This window comes from Chloroflexus sp. (genome assembly GCF_056331925.1).
This window is the reverse complement of the sequence record NZ_JBWGQH010000001.1, coordinates 54,138-80,250: the sequence shown is the minus strand read 5'-3', so window position 1 is coordinate 80,250 and position 26,113 is coordinate 54,138. Positions and strand designations below refer to the sequence as shown.

The 26,113-nt window shown below is 56.0% G+C and carries 26 protein-coding genes and 1 tRNA gene; 18 read left to right on the top strand and 9 right to left on the bottom strand.

Going from position 1 to position 26,113, the window contains the following annotated elements; genetic code table 11:
* The first annotated feature begins 356 nt into the window (after positions 1–356).
* Positions 357–977, top strand: a complete 621-nt coding sequence (locus AC01ZF_RS00355; RefSeq protein WP_424675009.1) for a LysE family translocator — start codon at positions 357–359, stop codon at positions 975–977.
* Here the strand turns inward: AC01ZF_RS00355 and AC01ZF_RS00350 are convergent.
* From AC01ZF_RS00350 to AC01ZF_RS00320, 7 genes are all read right to left on the bottom strand, one after another.
* Positions 974–1,759 carry a TrmH family RNA methyltransferase gene (locus tag AC01ZF_RS00350; RefSeq protein ID WP_424675010.1) on the bottom strand — a complete coding sequence of 262 codons (786 nt, stop codon included), beginning with the start codon at positions 1,757–1,759 and terminating at the stop codon, positions 974–976. The two genes, AC01ZF_RS00355 and AC01ZF_RS00350, sit on opposite strands and share 4 nt — an antisense overlap.
* Before the next feature lie 17 nt (positions 1,760–1,776).
* Entirely contained in the window at positions 1,777–4,053 is a 2,277-nt protein-coding gene (locus AC01ZF_RS00345; protein WP_476575010.1) for an FAD-binding oxidoreductase, read from the bottom strand.
* A gap of 2 nt (positions 4,054–4,055) precedes the next feature.
* The gene (locus tag AC01ZF_RS00340; protein ID WP_424675012.1) at positions 4,056–4,412 is read right to left on the bottom strand and encodes a type II toxin-antitoxin system PemK/MazF family toxin; all 357 of its coding nucleotides are present in this window, start codon (positions 4,410–4,412) and stop codon (positions 4,056–4,058) included.
* Entirely contained in the window at positions 4,396–5,577 is a 1,182-nt protein-coding gene (locus AC01ZF_RS00335) for a helix-turn-helix domain-containing protein (RefSeq protein ID WP_424675013.1), read from the bottom strand. Before AC01ZF_RS00335 ends, AC01ZF_RS00340 begins: the two co-directional genes overlap by 17 nt.
* 469 nt (positions 5,578–6,046) lie before the next feature.
* The gene (locus AC01ZF_RS00330) at positions 6,047–7,735 is read right to left on the bottom strand and encodes a long-chain-fatty-acid--CoA ligase (protein WP_476575009.1); all 1,689 of its coding nucleotides are present in this window, start codon (positions 7,733–7,735) and stop codon (positions 6,047–6,049) included.
* A 137-nt stretch (positions 7,736–7,872) separates the two neighbouring features.
* Entirely contained in the window at positions 7,873–8,655 is a 783-nt protein-coding gene (locus tag AC01ZF_RS00325; RefSeq protein WP_424674841.1) for an alpha/beta fold hydrolase, read from the bottom strand.
* A gap of 94 nt (positions 8,656–8,749) precedes the next feature.
* A complete protein-coding gene (locus tag AC01ZF_RS00320; RefSeq protein ID WP_424674840.1) occupies positions 8,750–9,595 on the bottom strand; it encodes an alpha/beta fold hydrolase in 846 nt (281 codons plus the stop codon).
* Between the two features lie 49 nt (positions 9,596–9,644).
* Here AC01ZF_RS00320 and mnmA point away from each other — a divergent pair, with 49 nt between their 5' ends.
* The 7 genes from mnmA (at position 9,645) to AC01ZF_RS00285 (ending at position 14,642) form a co-directional block, all read left to right on the top strand.
* Complete coding sequence (gene mnmA / locus AC01ZF_RS00315; RefSeq protein WP_424674839.1) at positions 9,645–10,724, top strand: tRNA 2-thiouridine(34) synthase MnmA; 1,080 nt, start codon at positions 9,645–9,647, stop codon at positions 10,722–10,724.
* Positions 10,721–10,978, top strand: coding sequence for a hypothetical protein (locus AC01ZF_RS00310; protein WP_424674838.1), 258 nt, complete (start codon positions 10,721–10,723; stop codon positions 10,976–10,978). Before mnmA ends, AC01ZF_RS00310 begins: the two co-directional genes overlap by 4 nt.
* A 66-nt stretch (positions 10,979–11,044) precedes the next feature.
* Positions 11,045–11,497: a hypothetical protein gene (locus tag AC01ZF_RS00305; protein WP_424674837.1), complete on the top strand. Its 453-nt coding sequence runs from the start codon at positions 11,045–11,047 to the stop codon at positions 11,495–11,497.
* 99 nt (positions 11,498–11,596) lie between these two features.
* Positions 11,597–12,532, top strand: a complete 936-nt coding sequence (locus AC01ZF_RS00300; protein ID WP_424674836.1) for a DUF1385 domain-containing protein — start codon at positions 11,597–11,599, stop codon at positions 12,530–12,532.
* A gap of 53 nt (positions 12,533–12,585) precedes the next feature.
* Positions 12,586–13,398 carry a DUF4388 domain-containing protein gene (locus tag AC01ZF_RS00295; RefSeq protein WP_428113763.1) on the top strand — a complete coding sequence of 271 codons (813 nt, stop codon included), beginning with the start codon at positions 12,586–12,588 and terminating at the stop codon, positions 13,396–13,398.
* A 31-nt stretch (positions 13,399–13,429) separates the two neighbouring features.
* Complete coding sequence (locus AC01ZF_RS00290) at positions 13,430–13,960, top strand: GTP-binding protein (protein ID WP_012256561.1); 531 nt, start codon at positions 13,430–13,432, stop codon at positions 13,958–13,960.
* 406 nt (positions 13,961–14,366) lie between these two features.
* Positions 14,367–14,642: an HU family DNA-binding protein gene (locus AC01ZF_RS00285; RefSeq protein WP_287905153.1), complete on the top strand. Its 276-nt coding sequence runs from the start codon at positions 14,367–14,369 to the stop codon at positions 14,640–14,642.
* Between the two features lie 89 nt (positions 14,643–14,731).
* On the opposite strand, the gene AC01ZF_RS00280 is transcribed toward AC01ZF_RS00285, so the two are convergent.
* Positions 14,732–16,240 carry a M1 family metallopeptidase gene (locus AC01ZF_RS00280; protein WP_424674834.1) on the bottom strand — a complete coding sequence of 503 codons (1,509 nt, stop codon included), beginning with the start codon at positions 16,238–16,240 and terminating at the stop codon, positions 14,732–14,734.
* A gap of 123 nt (positions 16,241–16,363) precedes the next feature.
* On the opposite strand from AC01ZF_RS00280, the gene AC01ZF_RS00275 reads away from it, so the two are divergent.
* On the top strand, positions 16,364–17,320 hold the full coding sequence (locus tag AC01ZF_RS00275; protein ID WP_424674833.1) for a hypothetical protein: 957 nt from the start codon (positions 16,364–16,366) through the stop codon (positions 17,318–17,320).
* A gap of 130 nt (positions 17,321–17,450) precedes the next feature.
* Positions 17,451–17,828 (top strand): carbon-nitrogen hydrolase family protein, encoded by a 378-nt coding sequence (locus AC01ZF_RS00270; RefSeq protein WP_428113759.1) that lies wholly within the window; start codon positions 17,451–17,453, stop codon positions 17,826–17,828.
* Here the strand turns inward: AC01ZF_RS00270 and AC01ZF_RS00265 are convergent.
* Entirely contained in the window at positions 17,825–19,243 is a 1,419-nt protein-coding gene (locus AC01ZF_RS00265; RefSeq protein WP_424674831.1) for a BCD family MFS transporter, read from the bottom strand. The genes AC01ZF_RS00270 and AC01ZF_RS00265 overlap by 4 nt on opposite strands.
* A gap of 172 nt (positions 19,244–19,415) precedes the next feature.
* Here AC01ZF_RS00265 and trpA point away from each other — a divergent pair, with 172 nt between their 5' ends.
* From trpA to ndk, 8 genes are all read left to right on the top strand, one after another.
* Positions 19,416–20,219 (top strand): tryptophan synthase subunit alpha, encoded by an 804-nt coding sequence (gene trpA, locus AC01ZF_RS00260; protein ID WP_424674830.1) that lies wholly within the window; start codon positions 19,416–19,418, stop codon positions 20,217–20,219.
* Between the two features lie 68 nt (positions 20,220–20,287).
* Positions 20,288–20,521 carry an Lrp/AsnC family transcriptional regulator gene (locus AC01ZF_RS00255; protein ID WP_015941527.1) on the top strand — a complete coding sequence of 78 codons (234 nt, stop codon included), beginning with the start codon at positions 20,288–20,290 and terminating at the stop codon, positions 20,519–20,521.
* Between the two features lie 27 nt (positions 20,522–20,548).
* Positions 20,549–21,490 (top strand): acetamidase/formamidase family protein, encoded by a 942-nt coding sequence (locus tag AC01ZF_RS00250; RefSeq protein WP_015941528.1) that lies wholly within the window; start codon positions 20,549–20,551, stop codon positions 21,488–21,490.
* Between the two features lie 198 nt (positions 21,491–21,688).
* Positions 21,689–21,946, top strand: a complete 258-nt coding sequence (locus AC01ZF_RS00245) for an ABC transporter ATP-binding protein (protein WP_424674829.1) — start codon at positions 21,689–21,691, stop codon at positions 21,944–21,946.
* 36 nt (positions 21,947–21,982) lie between these two features.
* Positions 21,983–22,059 (top strand) — tRNA-Pro (locus AC01ZF_RS00240).
* 243 nt (positions 22,060–22,302) lie between these two features.
* Positions 22,303–25,020: a tetratricopeptide repeat protein gene (locus AC01ZF_RS00235; protein WP_476575008.1), complete on the top strand. Its 2,718-nt coding sequence runs from the start codon at positions 22,303–22,305 to the stop codon at positions 25,018–25,020.
* A 63-nt stretch (positions 25,021–25,083) separates the two neighbouring features.
* Complete coding sequence (locus AC01ZF_RS00230; protein ID WP_015941531.1) at positions 25,084–25,431, top strand: roadblock/LC7 domain-containing protein; 348 nt, start codon at positions 25,084–25,086, stop codon at positions 25,429–25,431.
* A 167-nt stretch (positions 25,432–25,598) separates the two neighbouring features.
* On the top strand, positions 25,599–26,054 hold the full coding sequence (gene ndk, locus AC01ZF_RS00225; RefSeq protein ID WP_424674827.1) for a nucleoside-diphosphate kinase: 456 nt from the start codon (positions 25,599–25,601) through the stop codon (positions 26,052–26,054).
* The last annotated feature ends 59 nt before the right edge of the window (positions 26,055–26,113 follow it).

Sequence of the window (26,113 nt, the reverse complement as noted above, 5' to 3'; positions counted from 1 at the left end):
GGGTTGTCCAAGATCGTTACGGTTATAGTGATGACAGTACCGTAGATATGGTCACTGTCGCCTTCAATCTACCATAGGTTGCCGCTGATCGGCAAGGTTGGCATATAACCCTGCATCGCGGATTAGACGGTATTATATCCCTCAATCACCGTTCCTACAGCTTGTACGGGCGATGCGGTGCGTGGCCGCTGCCTCGATCCGTTCCTACAGCTTGTACGGGCGATGCGGTGCGTGGCCCCTACCCCGATCCGTTCCATCCGTGGGCCACCCCCAAACCTTCCGTTCCACCGCACCCTATCCCCTAAAATCATGTATCATATCCCTCAATCACCGTTCCTACAGTTTCAGATCAACCTATGCTCACCGAAAACCTCATCACCTATACCGTTGCCGTCACGGTTCTCACGCTTATCCCTGGCGCCGATACGATGCTGGTGCTGCGTAATGCCCTAACCCGCGGTCGCTTGGCCGGCGTTGCAACCGCTTTTGGTATTGGCTGTGGCCTGTTTGTCCAGGCTATCCTCTCTGGATTGGGGTTGGCCGCAATTGTCGTGCGGTCGGCTGAACTGTACCATACCGTGAAATTGGCCGGCGCTCTGTATCTGATCGGGTTGGGGGGATGGACAATCATAACGACGTGGCGGCAACATGCTGTGCCTGAGTTCCATCTGCCCACCGGTCAAGAGCGCCATGCGTTTGTTGAGGGCGTGTTGAGTAATGTCCTCAATCCAAAAGTAGCAGTGTTTTATTTGGCGTTTTTACCGCAGTTTATTGATCCTCGTGATCCGATCCTCACCACTGCCTTGGCCCTGACGACCATCCATTTCGGGTTGAGTGTGCTTTGGTTTTCGACTCTCACTGTTGTTGTGGTCGGCGTAAGTGGGTGGTTGCGGCAAGCAGCCGTGCGCCGACGGCTCAATTACGCAACCGGTGCAGTGTTGGCAGTGTTGGGGATGCGTATGGCAGTTGAAAGTTAGGTGTTGCGAGTGATTTCGTACATGAGAATACCCGCTGCAACTGCTAGATTGAGTGAGTCGCTACGTCCACGCATCGGAATGCGTACCACAGTATCGCATGCGGCGAGTTGATCGTCGCTGAGACCTTGCCGTTCGCTCCCAAGCACCAAAATGAGTGGTCTTGGGTAAGTAGCAGTACGATAGTCGACGGCACCACGGTCTGAGCTGCCAATCACAGGTAGACTGCGTGCTTGCCGCCACGCAAGCAGTTCATCCCAACCGGCACGGGCGATCTGCTGGCTGAAGAGGGCACCCATACTGGCCCGAACTGCCGCCGGATCAAATGGGTCAACCGTTGATCCGATTAAAATGACCCCGCTAAACCCTGCACCATCGGCAGTTCGCAAAATGGTGCCCAGATTCCCCGGATCGGCGACGTCAACCAGCGCAACCCAGCCGTTGACTCCCGCCACCAGATCGGCAAGCGGAGTATAGCGAGCGCGACCCACACCAATGATTCCTTGGGGATGCTCTTTACTGGCCAGACTACCGAGCACTTCGGCGCTGACGGTCAAGACACGACCACCGCCGGCAGTGTAGTGCTCGACAAGTTCGTGGGCAAACGAGCTGGTTAGCAAATCGGGAGCGACGATGATCATCTCGAGTGGTGCGCCGCACTGAATTGCTTCGCCAACCAGACGAATACCTTCGATCAAGTAGCGACCTTGCTCATCGCGGGCTTTGCGCTGGCGTAACGCACGCAACATTTTGATAGTTGGGTTGGTAAGACTGGTGACAAGCATGGTAATCGAGTCGTGACCTACGGCAAAACCTTACCGGGATTGAGCCGCCCTTCTGGGTCGAAATGGGATTTAATCGCGCGCTGGATGGCAATTTGCGTTTCTCCCAACGCTTGTCGCATAAAAGGCCGTTTAAGGGTGCCAATCCCGTGTTCGCCCGATAGGGTACCTCCCATCTCCAGGGCTACGGCAAAGATCGCTTCGGCGCACGGCCAGAGCCGGGCCAGCTCGCTGGGGTTGCGTGTGTCAAAGAGGATGTTGGGGTGTAGGTTGCCATCACCCGCGTGCCCAAAAACAACAATCGGTAGCTCATAAGCGGCACTGACCTGCTTGATCCGGCTAACGCATGCCGCGATCTGCGGTACCGGAACGCTGATGTCTTCGCCGAGCCGGTTGGGCCGAATGCGTGCTAGCGCCGGCGCGATAACCCGCCGTGCTTGCCAGAGATTTGCCTCGTCACCGGCGGTGCGGGCGACGACCACCCGCTCGGCGCCACTCGTGCGTGCTAGTTCGGCAAGGGTCGCCGTTTCTTGATCAACTGCTTCCGGTTCACCGTCGGCCAACATCAGCAGCAATGCGCCGGCATCGCGCGGCAGGCCGATCTGGAGATACGCCTCAACGGCAGCAATTGTGGTGTCGTCCATTAGTTCAAGACTGGCCGGAATAAGGCCGGAGGCCATAATTCGCTCTACCGTTGCACAGGCCTCGTAGAGGGTGCGAAAAATTGCCATCGTTGTCCGCCGAGCGCGTGGTAAAGGGATCAGGCGGAGGGTCGCTTCGGTGATGACTGCCAGCGTTCCTTCGGAACCGACCAGCAACTGTGCAAGCCCGTTACTCTCACCTTGGCCGCTAAGGCCGTCACCATAATGCACGATCGTGCCATCGGCCAGGACTGCGGTGACGCCGAGAACATAATCGGCCGTAACGCCGTACTTGAGACAGCGCGGCCCACCGGCGTTGCATGCAATATTGCCGCCAATGGTTGAAGCAGTCTGACTACTCGGATCGGGTGGGTAAAAGAGACCGACCCGCTCGGCAGCGCGCTGGAGTTCGGCGGTAATGACCCCGGCGCCAACGTGGGCTACCTGCTGCTCGCGATCGATCACCAGTTGCTCCATCCGGTTCAGTCCGATCATGAGGCTGCCCGCCGTGGGTACCGACCCGCCGGCTAGCCCACTGCCGGCGCCGCGGGCGACTACCGATAACCCATGAGCCGCAGCGATCCGCATTAACGCTGCGACCTCATCGGTATTGGCCGGTAGAGCCACGGCGTGCGGTAGGCCGTTGGGTTGCGCAATTGAAGCATCTTGCCCGTACACGGCCAGTTGATCGGGGTGGTGAATGAGGAAGCGTTTCCCGACAACCTGTTGCATCGCGCGCACCGTATCGGCTTCCGTCACGCCAGTTGCCGGTACCAGAGAGGGGAACGTCGGTTCAGGTGGTGGCCCGAATTCGGTACAGGGTTGTCCGCCGAGCGCAGACGCTTGTGCTTTCAGGGTTGCATAAAGGGCACGATCTCGTAGAGGGCCGATATGCACACTGCCAACCCCGGCGTCGCCCCAGATTGCTACGCCTGTCAGCGAGCTGCATGTAGCGATTAAGGCCGGCAATGCACGGCGCGGGAGAGTAAAATCGAGCCGTTGGTCGGGCAGGAGCGCAGCATGTTGCTCGGCTAGTTGCTCCCAATGGTACCAGCCCATTGCTGGATCGGGCATAAGGGTCACTTGTGCCTGAGCTACAGCCGCGGCCAAGATACTGGCTTGGCGCTCTATCACGGTGGGTAAACCGGCCAGCTCGATCAGCAATATGCCGGTTGCATCGAACGCCAATCCTCGGATACTCAATCCCTCGCTGATAAGGTAGGCGGAGAGCGTCAAGAGACGATCTATCGGTCCATGTACTGCGTACAGCGCCGTTGCTACCGGTAACGGGCGTAGGTTGAACGTCAGTTCGCGAATCATTCCCAACCGTACACCCTGCCCGGCCAAGGCCCGGTGCAGGTTATAACCGGTCGCTCGCTTAAGCGTTGGACCGCCAATCGTCAGCAATTTGCCACCTTGCTCCAGCGTTGCTGCTCGCACATAACGTCCGATAGGCCCGCTATGCAATCGATAGCGTCCGCCACTGTTACAAGCCACCAACTCGGCGAGGGTCACCTCGGCGCGTAACGATACAATCGGCAGACACAAGCCATACGCAGCGAGCGCCTGATTGAGTGCTGTGGCTGTGGCACTCGCCGGCGTGCTCGCCAATAACGCTCCGGCGTGAATGGTAAAGGATGATGGTGTGGTTGTCATACCTATGATAGTGTTGACGGATTATAATCCACGATGATCGCCAAAGCGGCCACAATCTCGTCCATGGTCGTTGCCGATACACGCCCAATTTTTCGTTGTAGCTGGCTTGTTGCAATACTGCGGAGGAGGAGCAAATCGGCCGCGTGTGGTGTGCCGAGTTGCTGTGGCCACCCTCCATCCAGCCGGTGGATCCAAATACTGTGGGTGAAGCGATCATCCCAAGGCTGCAACGGTACGACTAAACGGATCGGCAGGTTGCCTAACGCATCAGTGCTCAGAATTAAGACCGGCAGCGAGCCATCGGTACCGAGATCGGCCTGCCAAATCTCGCCACGCTGGTACTTACCGGGAATGCTCACGTGTTTCGACCTCGTTGGCTACATTGGGAGACGTTTGATAGAGATCGACCATTTGCGCCGCTTGGGCAGCGAGAACCGCATGGCGCTCGGCCAGCGGTTGACGGAGCAAACGGTGACACAGACTGTCTTGCCGGCTCGATTCGGTCAAGAGATCGATTTCCTCGCCGAGCAGAGTTTGCGCCTCTACCGGATCGAGCAATTCCTCGGCTACTGCTCGCAGCACCATTCGACGCAACCAGAGCGGCTCTTCCATCGGCAAGGGTTCTGGCTCGTTGGTGCGCCAACCCTGCTCACCGATCTTGACCATCCACGACCGGTAGAGGCGCTGATTGATAATACCCAACGTCTGCATCCGGTAAAGCAGTGCTTGGATACTCATGCCGAAATGGCGCTTGAGCAACAGGAGTTCACCGAGATGAAGGTGATGGCGATGTTCTCCTACATGAGCACGGAGCGTTGTTGCCGGAGCGAGAAATGCTGATGCAAAGCGAAATGCCGCTTTTTCCTCATCAAGTTGACTTGTTGGCTGCAAGACTAAGTGACCTAACTCGTGGGCTAGGTTCATTCGCCAGCGTGCCCCATCGAGGCTGCGCCGACCGATCACCGCAGCGGCCAATGACTCACCGCGTTCATCGCGGGCGATGGCCGCAACGCCGTCGAAGCCGTTGTCTGCATCGAGGGCGATGACATGCAAGCCGTGATCTTCCAAGATGTCGGTGAGATTGGCCAGTGGCGTTTTGCCCAAATCCCACCGCATCCGCAGATCATCAGCAGCAGCTTCGGCAGCTTCGATTTGATCGATTGGGTAGCCATAGATGGGAACATCCAACCGAATCGGTTCACCAATGAGGCGCTGGAGCCGCAGTCGTGCGCGCAACTGTTCGGTCGCCAGTGCTGTAATGTGATCGTGATAGCGTTTGCTCAGGGTGGCCCGTTTGCGGTAGGCAATCAACTCGATCTGGGGGTTAGTACTGTCGAGGAGATCGGTCGGTCGTACACCAAGGGCTTGGGCGAGTCGTTGTAAGACGATAGGTGATGGTTGCGCCTGACCGTGTTCGTATTTCGAGATGGCTTGCCGAGTGACGATACGGTTGGTTGCCTGTGCCAGATCGTCGAGCGTCATTCCACGTGCCAGTCGGAGCTGGCGTAAACGTTGGTTGATCATGACCAAACGTCTCCTTTCAGTTGAAAATTATCGTTGATGGTAAGCGATTTGTCAACCGACGACGGGCTTGCTTGTCGCTGTGCGGCCTTACAGTTCATTCCTCCTAATTCGGCCCATCCGCAGTGCGGTCAGTTTTGGCAACGATTGCGCCGTGATCAGAGGTTGGGCCGTGTCAAGACCATCGCCTGAGACGACGAGGCGATTGAACAGAGGGCGTGTCGCAGGCTAAGGTAGACTTGTGCGTTCTCTTGATAGGCTTGAACGGTATGCTCGCCTATGCGCTTCGTTTTCCGTTTCCGGCAACTCGCAGAATGACCATAAGCTACGTAACCCTGACGGTCGTGTTGCTGCAAATAGTGATTGAGCAGCTCGGCTGCTTTATCTATCTAGTAACCGCTGCACAGCAAGCAATATCGCGCACGTTGATTCTGGTCATATCCCTTTCACAGCAACCTCTTTGTGCTCTGCCCTACTTCTCATGCTGCAACAACTCTTCCACCAAGCGCCAGCGCAGCAGTTTACCGATGAAACTACGCGGCAGTGCTTCGCGAAACTCGATTTTCTCCGGCATCACCGGCAGATTCAGCCGACTGCGCAAGAACGCAAAGACCTCTTCTTCACTCACCTGCTCACCGGGCCGCGTGACGACAAACGCCCGCACCTCTGTCCGGCCGTCGGGGAGCGGGACACCGACCACCGCTGCGTCAATAACGGTTGGGTGTTCGTACAGGGCCTCTTCGAGATCGCGTGGGTAGATGTTGTAGTCGCCGGCGATAATCATCTCTTTCTTGCGCTCGATGATCTGGAAATAGCCATCAGGCAACATGCGAGCCACATCGCCGGTACGCAGCCAACCATCGGGTGTGATGGCATCGGCAGTGGCCTGTGGGTTACGCCAATATCCGGCCATGAGTTGTGGGCCGCGCACCAGTAGCTCGCCAATGGCACCGGCCGGTACGTCGTCGCCACTGTGCATATCGACAATGCGGGCTTCGGTGTCGGGGAGCGGCAGCCCGATGCTACCCACCCGCCGCTGCCCACGCAACGGGTTCGCGTGCGTCACCGGTCCGGCTTCGCTCAAGCCATAGCCCTCGACCAGCCGACTACGGGTGATGCGCTCGAACCCTTCTTGCACCTCAATGGGCAGTGGTGCAGCACCACTTAGACAACTTTTCAGCGACGATAGACCGTATTTGCGCACGTCGCGTACTTCGTTCAACGCCGCGTACATCGGTGGCACACCGGGAAAGAAGGTGGGACGTTCACGGCGGATGGCGTGGAGGACATTGTGCGTCTCGAAGGTCGGGAGCAAGATCAGGGTCGCGCCGAGGACAATGCCAACATTCATGCAGGCGGTCATGCCGTAGGCGTGCGAGAAGGGAATTGCGCACAAGACCCGCTCGTTTCCCTCGTCGGCATCGGCGTACCATGCTCGTGTTTGGTAGGTGTTGGCGTAGAGGCTGGCGTGGCGGTGCAAGACACCTTTGGCCTTGCCGGTGGTGCCGCTGGTGTAGAGAATAACCGCCGGATCATCGGCGCGTACTGTTGGCAGATCATCGTTGGTGTTGGCAGCCAACACATGCTGAAACCAATGAGCGTGCGCTGCTTGTTCAGCGGGTACACGGTGGCCTTCGCGTTCTTGCCGGAGTAAGGTGAAGATGATGCGTTGGCTCGACGGCAGATACTCTTTGAGGTTGGTGTAGATGAGGCGGGGGAAGGGGAGTTCGGCACGGACCTGCTCGACCAGTCGGTAAAACATGCTCAACGCGATCACGGTCGTTGCTTCGGAGTCGCGCACTTCATGCGCGAATCCTTCGGCGTCGAAGATGGGGTTGGCCAGCACCACAATGCCGCCCGCCAGTAAAACACCATAATAGGCAATGACCGCCTGTGGGATGTTCGGTAACAAGATCACGGCCCGCTCACCGGGTTGGAAGCCGATTGCCAACAGGCCGCGGGCGAAGCGCTGGGCTTCTTCCCAAAGATGTGCATAACGTAGGTTCCGGCCATAAAAGGCAATAGCGGTCGTTTCGGCAAACCGTTCTGCGGCGCGTTGCAATAATGCCGGTAATGGTTCGGGGGTCAGCTTGAGGGTGTGCGGTACACCGGGGTCGTAGTGACGCAACCACGGGCGAGTCGCCAAGAGTTCAAGGGTCATGCGATAGTTCCTCTACGGTTTCACAACAGTGTGCCGTCTGATGTATTAGATTGTGGAACAGGTTGTGTATTCTGATTATCAGCCGTATCACCCGTCACGTCAATATGGCGGGATACCATGATCCCCAATCGATGCGGTTACTCACGCCAGACTCTTGGCCCTTCCAGAAACCGGTCGATCAGACGATTAACCGCATCAGGTCGTTCCAGATGGGGCAAATGGCGAGTGTAACGCACAATTTCGAGCCGGGCATTGGGCATAAGCTGTTGACTCTCACGGGCCTGTGCCACCGGCGCAATAAAATCCCACTGGCCGGCAATAATCAGGGTTGGGGTTGATACGTGTGGCAATATGGCTCGTCCGTTCCAGCGAAAGAGGGTACCGGCCAGTATTTTCTGAATAACCTTGACCGGCGCGTAGGTCTTGGGCATCAAGATGGGGCGTAGCCGTTCGAGCATCGCGAGAGAGATCGGCAGCTTCACAATCCGCTCGTGCAAGGGGTGCAAATGCATCTCCGGCCCGGTGGCAATCAGGATGAGGCGGCTCACCCGCTGTGGTTGACTGGCGGCAAACGTGATCGCAATCGGCCCGCCAAACGAATGTGCCATCAAGATGAATGGCTCGGTAACTTGCAAGCGGGTCAGTATTTGCGTGAGGTCCCAGAGAAACTCTTCCAGCGAATAGGCCGAATTGACCACCTCAGAGCGGCCGTGGCCGCGCAGGTCAGGAGCGATTACGCGGTAGTGGGGGGCAAAATGTGCGATTTGCGGTGCCCACTGCTCAAGGTTCCCGGCGCAGCCGTGAATACAGACAATCGTCGCTTTGCCGGTTCCTTGCAATGGTCCGACATCAACCACGCTTAGCCGAACCGGTGCAGTGCCGGTTAGGTGGATCTCTTTGCGGTACGGTTCGAGGTTCATAACCTTATCTCTGGGGTAGTGCTGCCGGATCGCCACTCCCCACTATACACGCCGGTTGGTACGTGGTGAGACGTTGCAGTGCGACGAATCTGTTCTATTCTATAGAAGTGTGATCTAGAAACCGTCGTAACGCACGGGTAAAGGCGCGCGGACGTTCGTCCATAGGGTTATGCAGACTGGCCGGGATCATCACGTACTGCGCGCCGGGAATACATGCCGCCAGCCGACGGGCGTGGGTAGGTGGGGCGAGACTATCGAGCTGGCCGGTCATCACGAGAGTTGGCACCTGAATCTGTCGTAGCCTATCGTCGGCGCGAGTTGCAAAGAGTGAACGCAAAATGCGGTACAATCCTTCTGGATCGAAGGTGGCAAGGTATGATGCCCGCCGCAGCCATGGGCGTATCCAGCCACCACCATGCTCGTGTGGGATGCGCTGGCCAAGCGGACGAAACGTGCGCCCGATAGTTTGGGTCAAGCGGAAGACGGCCCAACCCACATTGGGCAAAAGATAGGTGCGGGTATAAGCCGGCATGCGGTAAGCATCAACTGCCGCGTCGATGAGGGCCAGCCGGGCAACCAATTCGGGATAGCGCAGGGTTACTTCGACCGCTACGCTTCCGCCCATAGAATGACCGACGAGAATAATCTGGGAGAGACCGTGATCGTGGCAAAACTCGGCGACAAGTGCGGCGATAGCTTCGATCCGGTCGGCTCGCCCGATCCGGCTTTCACCGTGACCGGGCATATCAAGGGCAAAACAGCGGTAATCACGGCCAAGATCGCGCAAGGCGCTCCACCACAATTCTTTGAAGGCACCCCAGCCGTGGAGAAAGACGATGGCTGGCCCATTCGTTCCCGCTGTGAGAAAACTAATCCCAAGTCGGTCGTGAAAATGGCGTTCGATTACGACGTCAGCTTTGAGTGAAGTTGGTTGGCGCATACGTCAAACTTGAACTGAGAAAGAGACCGTTACCGAGTATAATACCATTATGGCAAACGTTCTGGTTGCAATGAGTGGTGGCGTTGATAGTTCACTGGCAGCCGCTTTATTACAGGAAGCCGGTCATCAGGTAACCGGCGTAACCATGCATTTGTGGGATGATGATGAGCAGGGATTGCGCGAGAGCCTGTGCTGTGCGGCCGAGGCGGCCACGAGCGCGCGACGGGTGTGTGCCCTGCTTGGCATCCCTTTTTACGTGTTTAACTATCAGCGCGAGTTTCGTCGTCACGTTATCGAGTATTTTATCCGTGCATATACCCACGGTCTGACGCCCAATCCGTGCGTCGAGTGTAACCGTATGATTAAATTCCGTGCCCTGCTCGACCGGGCACGGGTGTTGGGCTTTGATGCAGTGGCTACCGGTCACTATGCGCGCATTGTGCGCGACGATCGTGGCCGGTATCAGCTTTGGCGGGCAGTCGATACCGAGAAAGATCAGTCGTATATGCTGCACATGCTGGGGCAGGCCGATCTCGCACGTTTACTCTTCCCTATTGGTGAATATACAAAGCAACAAGTGCGGGAAATGGCCGCAGCGCGCTGCTTACCTAGTGCCAATCGTGAAGAGAGTCAAGACATCTGTTTTGTGCCTGATGGCGACTATCGTAACTTGTTGCGGATCGAAGCCCCAGAGAGCTTAATCCCCGGCCCAATCGTCGATCTCGAAGGACGCGAGATCGGGCGTCATCGTGGTCTCCCACTCTACACCGTCGGCCAGCGGCGCGGTTTGGGGTTAGGTGGAGGCGAGCCGCGCTACGTGGTCGCGATTGATCCGGCCCGCAACGCGCTAATCGTCGGGCCGGTCGAGGCACTCAACCGCGAGCGATTCATCGTGACCGATGCCAAGTGGGTAGATGATGCACCACCGGCAGAGACGTTTCACTGTCAGGTACAGGTGCGTGCCCATGCCGAACCGCTGCCTGCCCGTGTTTCTGCACAGCCGGATGGACGCTGGCTGGTCGAACTCGAACGACCGCAGCGTGCCGTTAGCCCCGGCCAAGCTGCCGTCTTTTACGACGGGGCGCGGTTGTTGGGTGGTGGTTGGATTGCCCGCCCGGAGGTAGGATGAGTGTACTTTCGCCGGCAGCTCTCCTCTTGCTGTTATTGACAACGACCCATGCCACGTTGGCCCATGCTCTGCTAGGGCGAACGTGGCGGCAATTACCGATCTTTTGGGTGGCCGCAGCAGCCGGTTGCCTCATTGCTACTGTCCTCAGTTGGCGGTTTCCACTGAACCTACCGACGCCGGCAGGTGTGCCAATGCTGGAAGCCTCACTGTTGGCGTGGGTAGTATTAATAGTTGTTTCACGCTTACGCCTATGATATAATTTGGCGCATTAGAGTGCCCTCTCAGCCGCATCATGTGCGGCCCGGTATGGAGGTGGCCCCGTGTTACGTTGGATTGGGATTGGTATCGGTCTGCTAACCGCAGTATTATTCGGGTTCATTATTGCTGCCATCTTCCTCGGTGAAGGGTTTCGTGCAGCATGGCGCGATGTATTCATCGTGATTCTCGCGGCGTTGCAATTGATTAGTGCTGTTTTGTCGATTGCGATTCTCATTGCCATCCTGTACGCAGTGGAACAGATCAACCGGTTAGCGCGCAATAACGTGATTCCCAAGCTTGATGAGGCGCTATCGAAAGCGAATGAGGCTTTAGATACGACGCGCGCGATTGCCAATAATGTGCGCGAATCGGCGCAAACGGCGACGACGGCAACGACCTATGTCGCCGAACGGGTCGTCTCACCAATTATCCGTATTTCAAGCCTGGTCACCGGTGTACGCGCAGCCGCAGTAACATTGGCCCGGCGCGGAAAGCCCGAAGAACCGGCCTCATAATCCCCCTATTCGATACATTACCGTGCCTACCGGTATGGTAAGATAGAAACTAGTACGAGCCTGTGCATAGCAGGTCGTTCGGCGAATGGTAGAACGAAGATGAGCAAGGCGCAGTTTAAATACGGTGGGCAAGCAGTACTCGAAGGAGTGATGATGCGCGGTCGTCGGCAGGCAACGGTTGTCGTGCGTCGGCCTGATGGCAGCTTTGCTCGGCTCGATCTGCCAATACCAGCACGTCACGCTCGCTGGCAACGGTGGCCATTGTTGCGCGGATTTGCCGCTTTGGCCGAAGCATTGACGATTGGGCGTAAAGCGTTGGATTTCTCGGCTACGGTCGTTGCTGCTGAGGAAGAAGATCGGTTGTCGCCATGGATGCAGACGCTGATCTTTGCTGTGACGATGGTCATCGCAATCGGTGTATTTGTCGTTCTGCCGTCGTTGGTTGCCAACGCTATCGGCCAACTGGGCGCGCCGGTGTTGCTGCGTGAAGTGATCGAGGCGCTGATTAATCTGGCCCTCGTTATTGCCTATATTGCTGCGATTAGCCGTATTCCCGATATTGGCCGGGTGTTCGGTTATCATGGCGCTGAACATAAAGTTATCAATGCGTATGAAGCCGGTTTGCCGCTAACGGTTGAGTCAGTGCGGCAGTGTAGTCGTATCCATCCGCGCTGTGGAACTAGCTTTTTGCTGGCGGTGGCGCTGATCGGGTTTCTTATCTTCTTATCGGTGGCCGTTTTGCCGGTATGGCAGCGGATTGTCGCTCGGATCGTGTTGATTCCATTGGTGGCAGCAGTAGCTTTTGAAGTTCAACAACTCGCCGCAAACTATTATCATTTGCCATGGGTGCGTTGGTTGTTGACGCCAACGTTGGCTGCCCAATACCTGACAACTCGTGAGCCAGATGATGATATGATTGCAACGGCCATCGCTGCGTTGGAGCCCGTGCTTGCCGCCGATCAGGTTGTGGGCGCTCAACCGGCGGTCACGGTTGATGTTGTTTCTGGTTTGGCCGATACGCAGCCAACCATGTAACAATCGTTGTAACAATCGTCCGTCACGCATGACCCGCGATTGCGGAGGAACGTATGGCGCTAGTAGGGAACATCCGCGATTTTAGCTTATCAGATTTTCTTTCACTCGTTGATCGCGGGTATAAAACGGGCGCCCTGCATCTGTCATACCAGGATCAAACGGCACGCCTCTACTTTGATAAGGGAAAATTGCTACTGGCTGCTCGGCGTCCAGAGGACGAGAAACCGGAGTTGTTGGTGCGGTTGGGGGTGCTGAATGCCGATCAGGTGGCACAGGCTTGTCGGGCGTTGGCCGCGTACGGGAATGGTGCCACGCTCAGCCAGGTTGTCATTGAGGCTGGAATGACAAGTGCCGAGCGGTTACAACAGGCGTTGATGAACCATACCGAGCAATCGGTCTACGGTTTGTTTGCGTGGCCAGAAGGGGATTTTCTCTTCGAGCATAATCAGCGTCCGGCGCCTGATGCGCCGTTAGTGCCGGTGCCGATCTCGATCGATCATCTCATTATGGAAGGAGTGCGCCGGATCGATGAATGGGAACGGATCCGTGACCGAATTCCTTCGACCGATCTGGTGCCGCGCTTTTTGGCCCCACCGGGTGAAAAGCTCAAGGGTATGCGCCTCGCCCCGGATGAGTGGAAGGTGTTTGCCCGTATTAATGGCCGTGATACGTTGGCCGAAATTGCCCAAAAGACCGGGTTGAGTGATTTTGATGTGTGCCGTGCGGTCTACGGTTTCTTGACCGCCGGTATGCTGGAGTTGGTGAAACGTCAGCGTGTTTTGGCAACCGGTATGCCGCCGGTTGAACAGCCGCGTTTGAAGAAGAGCCTCGTTAACCGGATCATCAATCGGATCCGCAGCATGTAGCTGGGGCCGGAGCATCGGAGCGGAGGGCTGTGTGCAGACGGTAAAGATGGTGATCAGCGGTGCCGTGAACGCCGGCAAGACCGAGTTTATCAAGACGATCTCTGAGATCGAGGTCGTCTCGACGGAGCGCCGGGCGACCGACGATACTCGGCTGATCAAGAAGGAAACAACTGTCGCGATGGATTTCGGGCGCATCGCGATCTCTGATGATCTCGTGCTCCATCTCTTTGGGACGCCGGGACAAAAGCGATTCGACTTTATGTGGGAGATCCTTGCTGAAGGTATGCTGGGTCTGGTGATCCTCGTCGATAGCACGCGCCCGGAGACGTTCCGTGAGACGAACCGGATCATCGATTTCTTCGTGTCGTATCGCGATACGCCATACGTGATTGCTGCCAATAAGCAGGATCGTCCGAATGCATGGTCGCCGGAAGAGTTGCGGTTGGCTCTGCGTCAGCCGCCGCATATCAAGGTGTTGCCCTGTACGGCGACCGATCGCGAGAGTGTAAAGAATGTCTTGCTCGAGTTGCTCTATGTGATTCAAGAGCGGAGCGAAGATTGATGCGCCATGCTTTGGGGGGCCGGTGTTCGCATGGCCGCATGGCTCCTTCGATCGGTAGCGGCTAGCTCGTAGCAACGTTTGTATCTCCTGAGATGTGGCGTGTATTCCATCAGAGGGCACGGTTGACCGTGCCCCTTTTGGTCTGACGATGTGCCGAGCGGTTGGGGTCGCTCCGCTGGTTTTGTCGCTTGTTCGTGCGACGCTGTTCATTGACAGCTTACTCGTCTTGCGTTAATATGGCTTTGCAATGCGTTCTAAGAAATTATGCGCATTGCAAAGCCATAAACTGTAACTGGAAAGTCTAAATGGCCGTTTATCGCGTCAGTAACGCGTACAGGTCTTGACAGATACGGTATACTGCGTTGTGAAGAGCTACGAAAGGTGTGGAGTATAGAGGGAGGAGTTCATGCAGAAGACGGACTTCATCAAGGCTGTGGCCGAACGAGCAAAGGTTTCGCAGAAGGAGACGAAGCAAATCATCGATGCTGCGCTCGAGGTGATCACTGAAGCGTTGGCGCGCGGTGAGAAAGTAACGTTGACCGGCTTTGGTACGTTTGAGGTGCGCTCACGGCAGGCGCGTGAGGGTGTGAACCCGCAGACCCGCGAGAAGATTCACATCCCCGCTACCAAGACCCCCGGTTTTAGCGCGAGCAGCACGCTCAAAGAGGCGGTGAAGGGTTAGTATTGTGGCGTAGGGACACAGTGTATTGTGTCCCTACGATTGTGTCCTCGTCGGTATGTTGTCGCGTTTCCCCCTATTCTGACCCTACCTCACGGTATCGTTACCGGTTCCGCCGTGATGACCCAGTTGTGAAACATTGCATCTAAGCTACAGGCGCAGGCCTCTTCAGCAGCACGGAGGAGATCAGGGCCGGCGATTTCGCGATAGCGAGCAGCCGCAACGTACCCTTTCAAGAAGTCATTGAATGCTGCTTCGCCGATCTGTTGGCGGAGGGCGTGAAAGAAGAGTGCCCCTTTGGCGTAGACAACCGGCACGTAGCGGCCGTTGACTAACTCCGATGGCGGTGTCGCTAATGGGGCATCACCGCTACGTTCGCGCAGTCGCCGATAGGCGGCACGGAAGGCGTCTAGTTCGGCTTGAGCTTGGGTGAGATTATCGGTCATCTCATAATACAGGATTTGACTGTAACTGGCCAAACCCTCATCGAGCCAGGCTTCACCTTGTGCATCGTTGCCTACAAGACCATACCACCATTGATGACTGATCTCATGGGCAATGGTCGTTTCGAGCAAATGGTCGTTGCGCCGGTATAGGCGCTGTTCGATCAGCACAACACCCGGATATTCCATTCCATAAAATTGGGTCAGCGCCGCTTGGATGATCTCGAACTCGGCATACGGATACGCACCAAATCGTTGGTTGAAGATGCGCAAAGCTGTGGTTGCGATTGCCAGACTACGGGTACCGGCGTCAGGATCGTTGGCCTGGACGTAGCTAATGACTCGTGTTCCGTCAACGTCGGCGCTGGTTGCTACCAGCCCCTGTAGGGCTGCGAGGTAGAACTCACGCTGTGGTCCGCTGACAAAGCGTACCCGTTGGCGACCGTCGGCGAGTATGTGTTGTTCGAGTTGGCTGCCGCTCGTCACCAATTGCCAATCTACCGGTGCTTCAACCGTGACATCGTACAGCGCAATCGCACTCACCGTAAAATCACCGCGTGACACAATTGGACGGGTGTCCCAACCGATGCCTTCGATGTAGCGGGCCAGCATTGGATAAAACGAAGCGATTGACCATACCCCCGCTTCAAAATTGTAGGCGCCGAAACTCTTCCGGCTGGCGTTACGCGGGGTACGGGCGGTGAAGGTCATGGCCACGGTAGTACTCTGGCCGGGAGCAATGGGGTGTGGGATCTGTAACCCGATCAGTGTGTCGTTATGGAGGGTACGTGAAGGGACGGGAATGTCATCAATCCGAGCCGACGTCACATCGAGCCTGCCGCCAAAATCGGGGTGATTGGGGTAGAGATGAAACCAGATCGTATCGAAATCGACCGTTGTGCGATTGGTAAGCCGCACAGTTAGATTGCCACTGAGTTGTAATGCCGCCGGATCGAGCTGAATCTGCATCGTGTAGCGATCCCAGTCTTGATAGGTGAGATCGGTAATATAATCCGGCTGCATGGCAATGGTTTGCGCTGTAATGAACGGATCGACGACCGCGGTAGCCATGGCTGGTTCGTCGCGAAAGACGGCCGGTTGTATCCACGAGCCGGAACCGATCAGGGTGATGACAATAAGCAGTATGAAGCGTATCATGCTCTTAATCATAGCATGCCTTGCCCGGCACCGAATATCTGATGGCGCGACACTCTATCTGTGTTCCAACCGGTATCGGTTGTGCTACCATGCAGGACAGCAACGAGCGTATGGGGATCACCGATGTTAAACCGTCTTTTTGGTCGCGGTAACCGTCAGCAGACCGATACCCGTCTATCGGTCGTTCGTGGCGATCGGCCCGGTGTACCGATACGGTTGAAGGTAGCGATGATCGTTCACGATCCGCCAGTTCCCGAACGAGGTGGGGCAGTGCTGAGCCGGGTGATGGGCTGGTACGATGCCGATATGTTGGCCGAGCAGTATATTGCCGATCTCCGTGCGTGTTCGGGGGGGATTGCCGATTACCAGATTGTGATGCGGCGATATTATACCGACTTTCCGGTCAAAATTGATGGTTTTCGGTACAATAGTGCGATGTATTTGGCGGCTTGGGAACGGCGTATCCCGTTTCATCAACCCGATGAAGCCGATTATGAGCGATTACTCGACCAAATCGGGTTGGCTAATGAGATTGCACGTGGTGAGATTGATGAGCTTTGGCTGTTTGGTTTTCCCTATGCCGGCTACTACGAAAGCCGGATGATCGGCGCCGATGCCTTTTGGTGTAATGCCCCGCCTTTACGTTTACCCGATGTGCAACGCCGCTATATTGTCATGGGGTTTAACGTCGAACGTGATGTAGGATGTATGCTCGAAAATTTTGGCCATCGCGTCGAGTCGATTATGGCCCACGTCTATCGCCACCATCCCCCAGAGCGTAATCTGTGGGTACGTTTCACCCAACTCGATGAGTGTGGTAACGTTCATTTTGCTCCCTCAAGTGAGCGTGACTACGATTGGGGTAATCCACGACCGGTGTGGTCACGGGCCGATGCGTGGTATCAGTTTCCCGACCTGAATGCACCGGCCCGACTAATGCACTGTACCGAGTGGGGTGGCGGTGATATGCGTTTGCATCATCTCTGGTGGCTCGATCACCTGCCGCGGGTTGCTGGTGAGACCGATGGCGTGCTCAATAATTGGTGGCAGTACGTATTGCAGCCATGGATAGTAGTATGAAGCCGGTTGCGCAATTGGTGCAACGCTGGCAGCAGATGATACACTATTTCGGTAGTGGGCAGCGCACGCTATAGAGTCGGATTAGGCGTATGTTATGATCGTCACACACCGGCAGTAACACGTAACACGTATGCTAGCGCGGGCGGGTGCCCAGATCGTGGCAATGCCGGCTGATGATGATCTCATGGGCGATCCACGGTTTCCACGCACGCATGCTGCTGATACGGTTTTGCGCGCGGTTGAGAATCGGGTTGCTATAGTTGTCGGGAACACCATCGGGATGGCGTTGGCCGTTGATCCGGTCGGCCGCATTGTGTTTGCGATCATGATCAACCAGCCCGTAGCAGAAGCCGGACAGGTATTCACCGTTCCTGAACGGCCCCTCTACACGGCTGCTGGCGATTGGTTTGGTTGGTTCAGCATCGTTGCCGTTGGCAGTTGGTTACTGGTCAGTACCACACGGCAAACGAGCGGTGCTACACTGAAGCACCCCGGTCGTAGGCGCTAGAAGATAATCTGGTCGGCATTAACCTGGTCGAGGCTGCTCCATGGCGAGCGCACTTGTTCGGCGCGTAATTGGCCGCGCCAACTCAAGATCAACAGTATTGCGCCGGCCACCGCGATCAGCGTCAGTGCGCTGAGGTAGACGGCGATATAACCATTTGCAACGACCCCGCTCATACGTCCGATCACATCGCGGGCCAAGCCAGCACTAATCGTGCCTATCCCTTGGGCTAAGGCCTGGGTAATGCCCCAGAGCGCGATAAAGAGACCAGCATGAGCGCGGTCGCACAATCCCATCACCAGCGAAAGACCACCGACGATTAACATCCCGCGTCCCATACCGATGAGAGCAATCCCGCCCAGGAACTGACCGATATGATCGGGGGTCGTTGATAGACTAATCGTCGCGAAACCAAGAATGCCCAACAACGTCGAACTACCGAGTAGGCGCAGTGCCGAATGACCACGCCAGAGCAGCCAACCGGTCAGCACGATGGCGGTAAGCATACCGCCGCCCCACACTGCGGTCAAGCGGGTCGTTTCGGCGACGGTCATACCCAATACCTGCCCGCCATACGGTTCGAGCAAGACATCATGAACGGCGAAGCCGGTTGTAGCGAGGGCCAGCACGATAAACAGATTACGTAGTGGACGTTGAGCGGCCAGCATCCGCAGCGATTCACCGAGCGTTTCGCGTACCCGCACCGGTGTAAAGTCGACCAACTCACCGTTTGGCTTCAGCCGCTCTTGATCGAGCATTGACATAAATGTGAGGAAGACAAAGGCAAGCGCCGAGCCTTGCATGACTTGTATCAGGCGAGTATGACTGTAGTCAAGCAACAGCTCGCCGATCAACAGCGATCCGACAATCGTGCCCAAGACTAGCGCCACCCACAACACACTCAACACCCGCCCACGCTCTTCCGGTGGCGTCACGTCACTGACAATCGCGAGATAGATCGTCTCGGCAATATTGACCCCTAACCCGTAAGCAAAAAAGATGGCAAAACAAACGATGACTGCGAGGGGAAAAGGTAAAAACCCTTCACCACTGAGCAAAATCAGCGAGAAAGGTGCGGTCGCTAAACCGCCGTAGGTAAGCATTGCACCTAACACAAGATACGGTGTACGCCAACGCCCGGCAGCGCGATGGATGTCAGAACGATAGCCAAAAATGGCACGGGCTGGCGAAATAAAATAGTGCAGCGCCAACAAGGAACCAACCAGAAAAGCGGCGATGCCTAACTCATTGATCAGAACGCGGTTGAGCGTACCGGTGAGTGGCGCTAGTGAAAGCCCCATCCCAAATTGGAACAGACTCAGGCGAAACACACGTAGCCACATTCGCACCCGGGGATGGGCTTCCAACCAGTGTTGCACCTGACGCACCGGACGCAGCAAGGTATCTGCCATCGCCATAGCAAGGCTCCTCGTGCTAAAAGCAAGGTTGTAGTGTCATATTATAGCACGCACGGACATGCAATATAAAATATGGTATGCATCAATAGGAGCGAAACAGCTCTGCGGGATAGTGCTTCTGTGGTATGATGATAAGCACAACTTGTTTTTCGCTACCACATCGTATGATTCTATGAATCGCATTACCGAAACCTTTGCTCGCCTACGATCATCTGGGCGAATCGCCCTGATGCCATACCTGACGGTTGGTTTTCCCGAACGGGAAAGCACGCTTGAGTTGGTGCCGGCGTTGGAAGCGGTGGGAGCCAGTCTGTTTGAACTGGGCATCCCTTTCTCGGATCCATTAGCCGATGGTGCAACCATCCAGCGCGCGACGCAGCGTGCGTTGGAGAACGGAGTGACGATTGCCGATTGTATTACTACGGTGGCCCAACTACGTGCTCGGAATGTCAAGGCTCCGTTGCTCTTAATGGGCTACTACAATCCGTTGTTACGTTATGGCCTCGAACGGGCTTGCGCCGACTTAGCCGCTGCCGGTGGTGATGGTTGGATCATTCCCGATCTGCCGCTTGAAGAGGCGGCCGAGTTGCGCCCAATCGCGGCTGCCCACCATCTTAATCTCATTATGTTCATTGCGCCAACCACACCGCCGACCCGGGTCACGCAGATTGTGACTCACGCGAGTGGCTTTCTCTATATCGTGTCGTTGACCGGTGTTACCGGCGCCCGGCAGACGTTAGCTGCTAACCTTGCCGATCTGATCACCACAGTACGTCAACAAACCGATCTGCCGCTCGTGGTCGGTTTTGGTATCAGCCAGCCATCCCATGTCGCGGAGGTGGCTCGGTTGGCCGACGGGGCAATTGTGGGGAGTGCGTTGATCGACCGGCTTGAACGGTTGGCCCCATCGGAGCGGGTATCCGGTGCTATGGCCTACATCCGTGAATTGGTGAGCGCGACCGAACGTGTACATTAGCACGGCGCGTATGAGGTGGTGTCGAGCTAAAGGGGTGTTCTCAAGCCGTTTGAGGAGAGGAGGAGATCATGGAAGCGCGAGCATACGTGTTGATCGAGGCCGAGTCCGGAAAGATCGGCGAGGTGCTGACTGCATTGCGCGCGATTGATGGTCTGATCGCGGTTGATGCTGTGACCGGCCCGTATGACATCGTTGCTACCGTCCAAACCCCTGATCCGCGTCAGATCGGTCGGCTGGTTATGAACGATATTCACGCGATTAGTGGGGTGAAGCGAACCATCACGTGTATGGTTATCGGGTGAGATCGTGTGGGTGAGAGGAGCTGTGTGATGGCCGAGTATGTGTTGGAGAGGGGCAAGGTTCACCACAAATGGGACAATAGTCTACCACCGGCAATCGAGATTGAGTCAGGTGACGTTGTCCATTGTGAGACGGCGGAAGTGACAAATAATCAGGTGACACCCGGGTGTGACGCAAGCGTATTGATGAATCTCGATTTTTCCCAACTTTACCCGTTGGCCGGCCCGATCTTTGTCAAGGATGCGCAGCCCGGTGATATTCTTGCAGTTGAGATTCTCCGTCTCCAACCGCTTGATTGGGGGTGGACGGGTATCATTCCTGGTTTGGGGTTACTCGCCCAAGATTTTACAGAACCTTATATCCGCCACTTTGATCTCAGTAACGGTCAAACGGCGCCGTTACGCGATGATATTCATATTCCACTCCAACCCTTCTGCGGTACGATGGGGGTTGCGCTCGATGAACCCGGTGCATTTGATGTCTTGCCAACCGGAAAAGGCGGTGGCAATATCGACACGCGCCACCTCAATGTCGGTGCAACATTGTATCTGCCGGTGTTTGTACCCGGAGCACTCTTTTCGGCGGGTGATTGCCACGCAGCGCAAGGTGATGGCGAAGTGTGTGTAACCGGGATCGAGTGTCCGATGCAATTTTCGCTGCGTTTTCACGTGATCAAGGGACGCTCACTCAAGCCGTGGCGTTATCATTTTCATACGCCGCCTGGCCCGATTCAACCGGCTTACGATGCTCGTGGCTATTACGTGACGACGGCAATTGGGCCTGATTTGATGGAGAATGCCCGCAATGCGGTGCGTGATATGATCGAGTGGTTGACCGACAATTATCAGCTTAGTCGGGAAGATGCATATGTGTTGTGTAGTTTGGCCGGCGATCTACGGATTAGCCAGATCGTTGATGCGCCCAACTGGTGTGTATCATTCTACATGGCACTGAGTGTGTTTCGGTCATAACATGTCTGGCGGAGAAACTGTATTGGTTCGCACGTTGTGCGAAAGGTTAAGCTAAGATACTGCGGATGGTATGGTAGCGATACGAACAGGGTTGGGTGTGAACACTAACCGTCTGGTGGTTGTGTTTAGGCTGAGTTGACGGTCCGCGCTTTCTCGCTACCATACCGGGTAGTCTGTATATCTGTGGGTACGGATGTGATGGCACACGATCCTTCACCTGCGCGCCGATTACGATGGGCTGTACGTGGCGCGTTGATACTGGCGTTCGTGGCAATGGTGTTGGGTGGGCTGTTTACAGCCGTGATCGGTCTATTTACCGGACAACTCTCCCCGGACGCCGGTTGGGAACAGTGGCTGTCTGTGTTACTCCCTTCAATTCTGATATGGGGCATTGGCGCACTCCCGTTTGGTGCTGCATTAGGCTTTTTTGCCTCACATATCTGGCGTGAAGGTTGACTCTTCGCCTTAACCGGGGTATAATCAAGGCGCGTTCGGGGCGTAGCGCAGACCGGTAGCGCACCTGAATGGGGTTCAGGAGGTCGCTGGTTCAAATCCAGTCGCCCCGACCATACGGTGAACGCTGGCAAGTGTTGCTTGCCAGCGTTTACGTATTTTTGTGCATTTTCTTCGTTCCGTAAACGGTCTTTTCGCCGGCGATACCGTAAAAATGAGTGATTGTTCTTGACACCTCCCATTATTCAGCGCTATACTGCAAGCATGTGGCGAACACCATTCGCGCTGCTATTGCGTTCCCTCAACGCATAACTTCTCTTTTTCAGGCGGCGCCAACACATCATGTGGGAGGAACCGGGATGGCGACTATTAGCCTGCAAGATGCCTATACACAAGCCAGAACATTCCTCGAGGCAAACCAGATTGAGCAGGCAATTGGCCTGACCCAGCATATTCTCACCTACCATCCCGATAATTTGGAAGCGCAGCGGATTCTCGGCGAAGCGTATTTAGCACAACGCGATTTGTCGGCTGCGATTGCTACGTTTGAGCAAGTGTTGCAGGCCGATCCAGAAAATATCCCGGCCCACGTTGGTCTTGGCATGGCGTATGAGTGGCAAGGCCGTCTTGATAAGGCAATTGCTGAATTCGAGCAAGCGCTAGAAATTCGGCCTGACATGCCCGAATTACGCGCTCAGTTGGTGCGCCTCTACACCGAGGCTTGGGGTAGCGAGCACGCCGCGTTGCGCCTCAGCCGCTCTGGTTTGGCACGCCTGTATGCGCGTGGTTATATGCTGCCACAGGCGATCAATGAATTTAAGCACTTTATCGCTGAACATCCTGAACGCCTTGATGCCTGGGTTGGTTTGATCGAGGCCCTGTGGCGTCATAGTCAACTCGATGAAGCTGCCGAAACGTGTCGTAAAGCGTTGCAGCTTAGTCCTCATTTGCTGAAAGCCCATCTTGTCCTCGGTACAATCTTGCTTCAGAAGGGCGACCAAAGGGGGATCGAACATTGGCGAGCTGCGCAACGACTCGATCCCTATCAGACGGTCGCTAGTGTGTTGTTTGAGAAGTTGCCGGTCGGTGTGCCGATTCCCGATGTGTCACTACCGGCATGGGATGAAGCAGAGTGGCGGGCGAAGCGGGCTGCCGCTGCTTCGCCGGCAGCAACCGCACCGGTTGATGATTTCTTTGCTGACGAGAGTTGGCTGACACCGGCGGTACAGCCGGCTCCGGTTGCTGCCGGTGTTTCAGATGATGATTTATTGGCGATGCTACTCTTCTCACCTCCGACTACCCAGGTTGTGGAGTCGCGACCCGCGGTCGTGGGGGGAGATGAATTTGATGCTTTTAATTTGTCCGGTGCAAAGGTGACCCCTACCGGCTTGACTCTCGATGAGATTGGTGTGCAAGTTTCAGAGCCATCTGCCGAGCCAGAGCTTCAGCCGTTCTCGCTGGCGGATTTGGGGTTGTCGGCGGAGGAGATCGCGCAGTTCGAGGGGACGGCGGCGCCAAGCGCGTCCGCTGAGCCGGAACTAAAGCCGTTCTCGCTGGCGGATTTGGGGTTGTCGGCGGAGGAGATCGCGCAGTTCGAGGGGACGGCGGCGCCAAGCGCGTCCGCTGAGCCGGAACTAAAGCCGTTCTCGCTGGCGGATTTGGGGTTGTCGGCGGAGGAGATCGCGCAGCTTGAGGGGACGGCAGCGCCAAGCACAGGTGGTACATTAATTACCGATGAGTTTGGTGATCTGCAACCCTTCTCGTTGGATGATCTGGATTTTGGTGCAGGCTCAACCGGTGAAGATTTGCCACCTTCGCTCCAGCCTTTCTCGCTTGACGATTTGGCGCTCGATGAGACAGCGACTGCTCCACCACTAGCTGAGTCGATTGAACCGGGTATTTACAGTTGGCAAGCGCCGTCAGCGCGTAGTGGCGGTATCCAATTGCCGAAAGAACCGGAACCGAGTGGACCGTCGATCTTTAGCAAGTTGGTTGAGCGTGCTGCTTCATTGCCACGCGCAGAAGAGCCTTCGCTGAGTTCGGTGGAGTTAACCGAGGCCGATATCAATGCCTATTTCTCAAGCGATGATGTGTCGTTGCGGGAAGATGATGGTTCACCGGAACGGTTGACCGGTACGTTCCGTCTGCCTAAGGTGGGTCTTGATGAGAGTTTGGTGCCATCCGGTGCAGTAAGTGCGCTGACCGGTAAGGCTGAAGGGTCGGAAACTGCGGAGAGTGAAGAGTTACTGCCATTCTCGCTGGCTGAGCCGGAGCTGCAACCGTTCTCGCTGGAAGAGCTGGGGTTATCGCCGGAGGAGATTGCACAGCTTGAGGCGGCGCAGCGCAGCACACAATCCGAGCAGCCTGCTGAGACTACGGCTGAAGATGACTTGTTCGATTTCAGTATTGCGGAAACTGTTTCGGTCGCAAAGGCTGTACGTACAGCGCCACGGGTTGAGGAGCCGCAGCCAGTGCCAAAACCGGAAGATATGGGCTTTGTCCCTGAGCCACTCGATGCGCTTGACGATATTTGGCAGGCGCCACCTGAGCCGACGATGCCGGAGCCGGCACGAGTAGTGTTGCCGCCCTTAAGTGAACGTCCCAAGCCACAGCCGGTTGCACGTGCGGTGTCGGCTGAAGAGCGTCGCAGTGTTACTCCAACCCGTGATGATCTCCGCTTTGCGCGCCGTGAAGCAGCCAGTAGTGGTCGGGGACGCTCAGCGCGCGCACCACTTCGGCCCCGCGCGCCCGAAGACTTCATCCCAACGGGGAATGCAAAACTCGATGAATATTTACGGCAGTTAAGTGCGAATCCGACTAATCATGCGTTAGCCTTCACTATTGCGCGACTCTGTGCGCAGACCGGACAGGCCGAATTGATGGCAGTAGTCTATCGTCGCTTACTCAAGCAGCATACCCTGCTTGAGCGGATGGCCGAGGAGTTGGAGGATCTGATCAACACTGTTGACGATACGACCGTCCTCCGTCACCTACACCGGTTGCTTGGCGATGTCTACTCGCGGCAAGGTCGGTTGGATGAGGCAATTGCCGCGTACAGTGTAACTTTTGCTGAATAACAGGGATCCGTCTCTTTCTAGACGAAAGTAGTCTCTAAGATGGCACCACAAGAAAGGTTTAGCATGCGCCGTATCGTAGAAGATCTCATTCGGGTCGATGGGGTCATCGGTAGCCTATTGGTTGGCAAAGATGGTCTGGTTGTCGCCAGTACGCTGCTCGATGAAGAAGATGCTGAGATACTAGGCGCAATGTCGGCGGCTGTCTTCGGCGAAATCGACAAAGCGACCCGGCGGCTTGGTGTCGGTAATCTCGTCGACTCGATTATCGATGCGAAAGATGGTTCAATCTTACTGCTTGAAGCAAAAGATTTGATCCTTGTCGTGATCACGCAGCGTACCGTCAATCTCGGGTTGGTGAAGATGGAGATGCGTCGTGCAGCAAAGCGAATTAGTGAAGCAGTGCCGATCTAAATAAGTGTGAAGGCTGGATGATTTGGGGCAAAGGCAACGCTGTGCGTTGCCTTTATATTTTGCGTCTCAGGCGGCTTACGTAGTAGCGGCAATTGTTGGGAAATATCCGGCATATGGTATACTGACCAACGGAAACGGAATTCATTGTTTGATGCCATGAGGTATGCATGGAACGCGTATTACTGATTTTAAAACCTGATGCTGTCCAGCGCGGGCTGATCGGAACGATCATCAGCCGATTTGAACAGCGCGGGCTGAAGTTTCAAGGTCTCAAGCTGATGCAAGTTGATGAAGCGCTCGCTCGCCGTCACTATGCCGAGCACGAGGGCAAGAGCTTCTTTGAAGGTTTGGTGAAATACATCACGTCGGCGCCGGTGGTGGTAGCTGTTGTAGCCGGGAAGCCGGGCACAGTCGAGTTGGTGCGAACAATGGTTGGCGCAACTAATCCGGCGAAGGCAGCACCGGGTACGATCCGTGGCGATTTTGGTGTGGATATTGGTCGAAATCTGATCCATGCCTCTGATTCGCCGGAGAGTGGAGAACGAGAAACGGCCATTTTCTTTCAACCCCACGAACTCATCGGTGATTGGAACCGTACCCTTGATGGTTGGATCTACGAGTAATCGCGTTGTATACGGTGAACGGACCTTTAGGTCCGGCAATGCGGTTGGCACGGTCACGT

Coding starts and splice junctions, on each gene's coding strand:
- mnmA (WP_424674839.1), top strand. CDS start 9,645: ATGGCAAACGTTCTGGTTGCAATGAGTGGTGGCGTTGATAGTTCACTG.
- AC01ZF_RS00350 (WP_424675010.1), bottom strand. CDS start 1,759: ATGCTTGTCACCAGTCTTACCAACCCAACTATCAAAATGTTGCGTGCG.
- AC01ZF_RS00345 (WP_476575010.1), bottom strand. CDS start 4,053: ATGACAACCACACCATCATCCTTTACCATTCACGCCGGAGCGTTATTG.
- AC01ZF_RS00285 (WP_287905153.1), top strand. CDS start 14,367: ATGCAGAAGACGGACTTCATCAAGGCTGTGGCCGAACGAGCAAAGGTT.
- AC01ZF_RS00325 (WP_424674841.1), bottom strand. CDS start 8,655: ATGAACCTCGAACCGTACCGCAAAGAGATCCACCTAACCGGCACTGCA.
- AC01ZF_RS00300 (WP_424674836.1), top strand. CDS start 11,597: ATGAGCAAGGCGCAGTTTAAATACGGTGGGCAAGCAGTACTCGAAGGA.
- trpA (WP_424674830.1), top strand. CDS start 19,416: ATGAATCGCATTACCGAAACCTTTGCTCGCCTACGATCATCTGGGCGA.
- AC01ZF_RS00255 (WP_015941527.1), top strand. CDS start 20,288: ATGGAAGCGCGAGCATACGTGTTGATCGAGGCCGAGTCCGGAAAGATC.
- AC01ZF_RS00335 (WP_424675013.1), bottom strand. CDS start 5,577: ATGATCAACCAACGTTTACGCCAGCTCCGACTGGCACGTGGAATGACG.
- AC01ZF_RS00270 (WP_428113759.1), top strand. CDS start 17,451: ATGCTAGCGCGGGCGGGTGCCCAGATCGTGGCAATGCCGGCTGATGAT.
- AC01ZF_RS00330 (WP_476575009.1), bottom strand. CDS start 7,735: ATGACCCTTGAACTCTTGGCGACTCGCCCGTGGTTGCGTCACTACGAC.
- AC01ZF_RS00295 (WP_428113763.1), top strand. CDS start 12,586: ATGGCGCTAGTAGGGAACATCCGCGATTTTAGCTTATCAGATTTTCTT.
- AC01ZF_RS00230 (WP_015941531.1), top strand. CDS start 25,084: ATGCGCCGTATCGTAGAAGATCTCATTCGGGTCGATGGGGTCATCGGT.
- AC01ZF_RS00245 (WP_424674829.1), top strand. CDS start 21,689: ATGGCACACGATCCTTCACCTGCGCGCCGATTACGATGGGCTGTACGT.
- AC01ZF_RS00310 (WP_424674838.1), top strand. CDS start 10,721: ATGAGTGTACTTTCGCCGGCAGCTCTCCTCTTGCTGTTATTGACAACG.
- AC01ZF_RS00280 (WP_424674834.1), bottom strand. CDS start 16,240: ATGATACGCTTCATACTGCTTATTGTCATCACCCTGATCGGTTCCGGC.
- AC01ZF_RS00250 (WP_015941528.1), top strand. CDS start 20,549: ATGGCCGAGTATGTGTTGGAGAGGGGCAAGGTTCACCACAAATGGGAC.
- AC01ZF_RS00275 (WP_424674833.1), top strand. CDS start 16,364: ATGTTAAACCGTCTTTTTGGTCGCGGTAACCGTCAGCAGACCGATACC.
- ndk (WP_424674827.1), top strand. CDS start 25,599: ATGGAACGCGTATTACTGATTTTAAAACCTGATGCTGTCCAGCGCGGG.
- AC01ZF_RS00265 (WP_424674831.1), bottom strand. CDS start 19,243: ATGGCGATGGCAGATACCTTGCTGCGTCCGGTGCGTCAGGTGCAACAC.
- AC01ZF_RS00320 (WP_424674840.1), bottom strand. CDS start 9,595: ATGCGCCAACCAACTTCACTCAAAGCTGACGTCGTAATCGAACGCCAT.
- AC01ZF_RS00355 (WP_424675009.1), top strand. CDS start 357: ATGCTCACCGAAAACCTCATCACCTATACCGTTGCCGTCACGGTTCTC.
- AC01ZF_RS00235 (WP_476575008.1), top strand. CDS start 22,303: ATGGCGACTATTAGCCTGCAAGATGCCTATACACAAGCCAGAACATTC.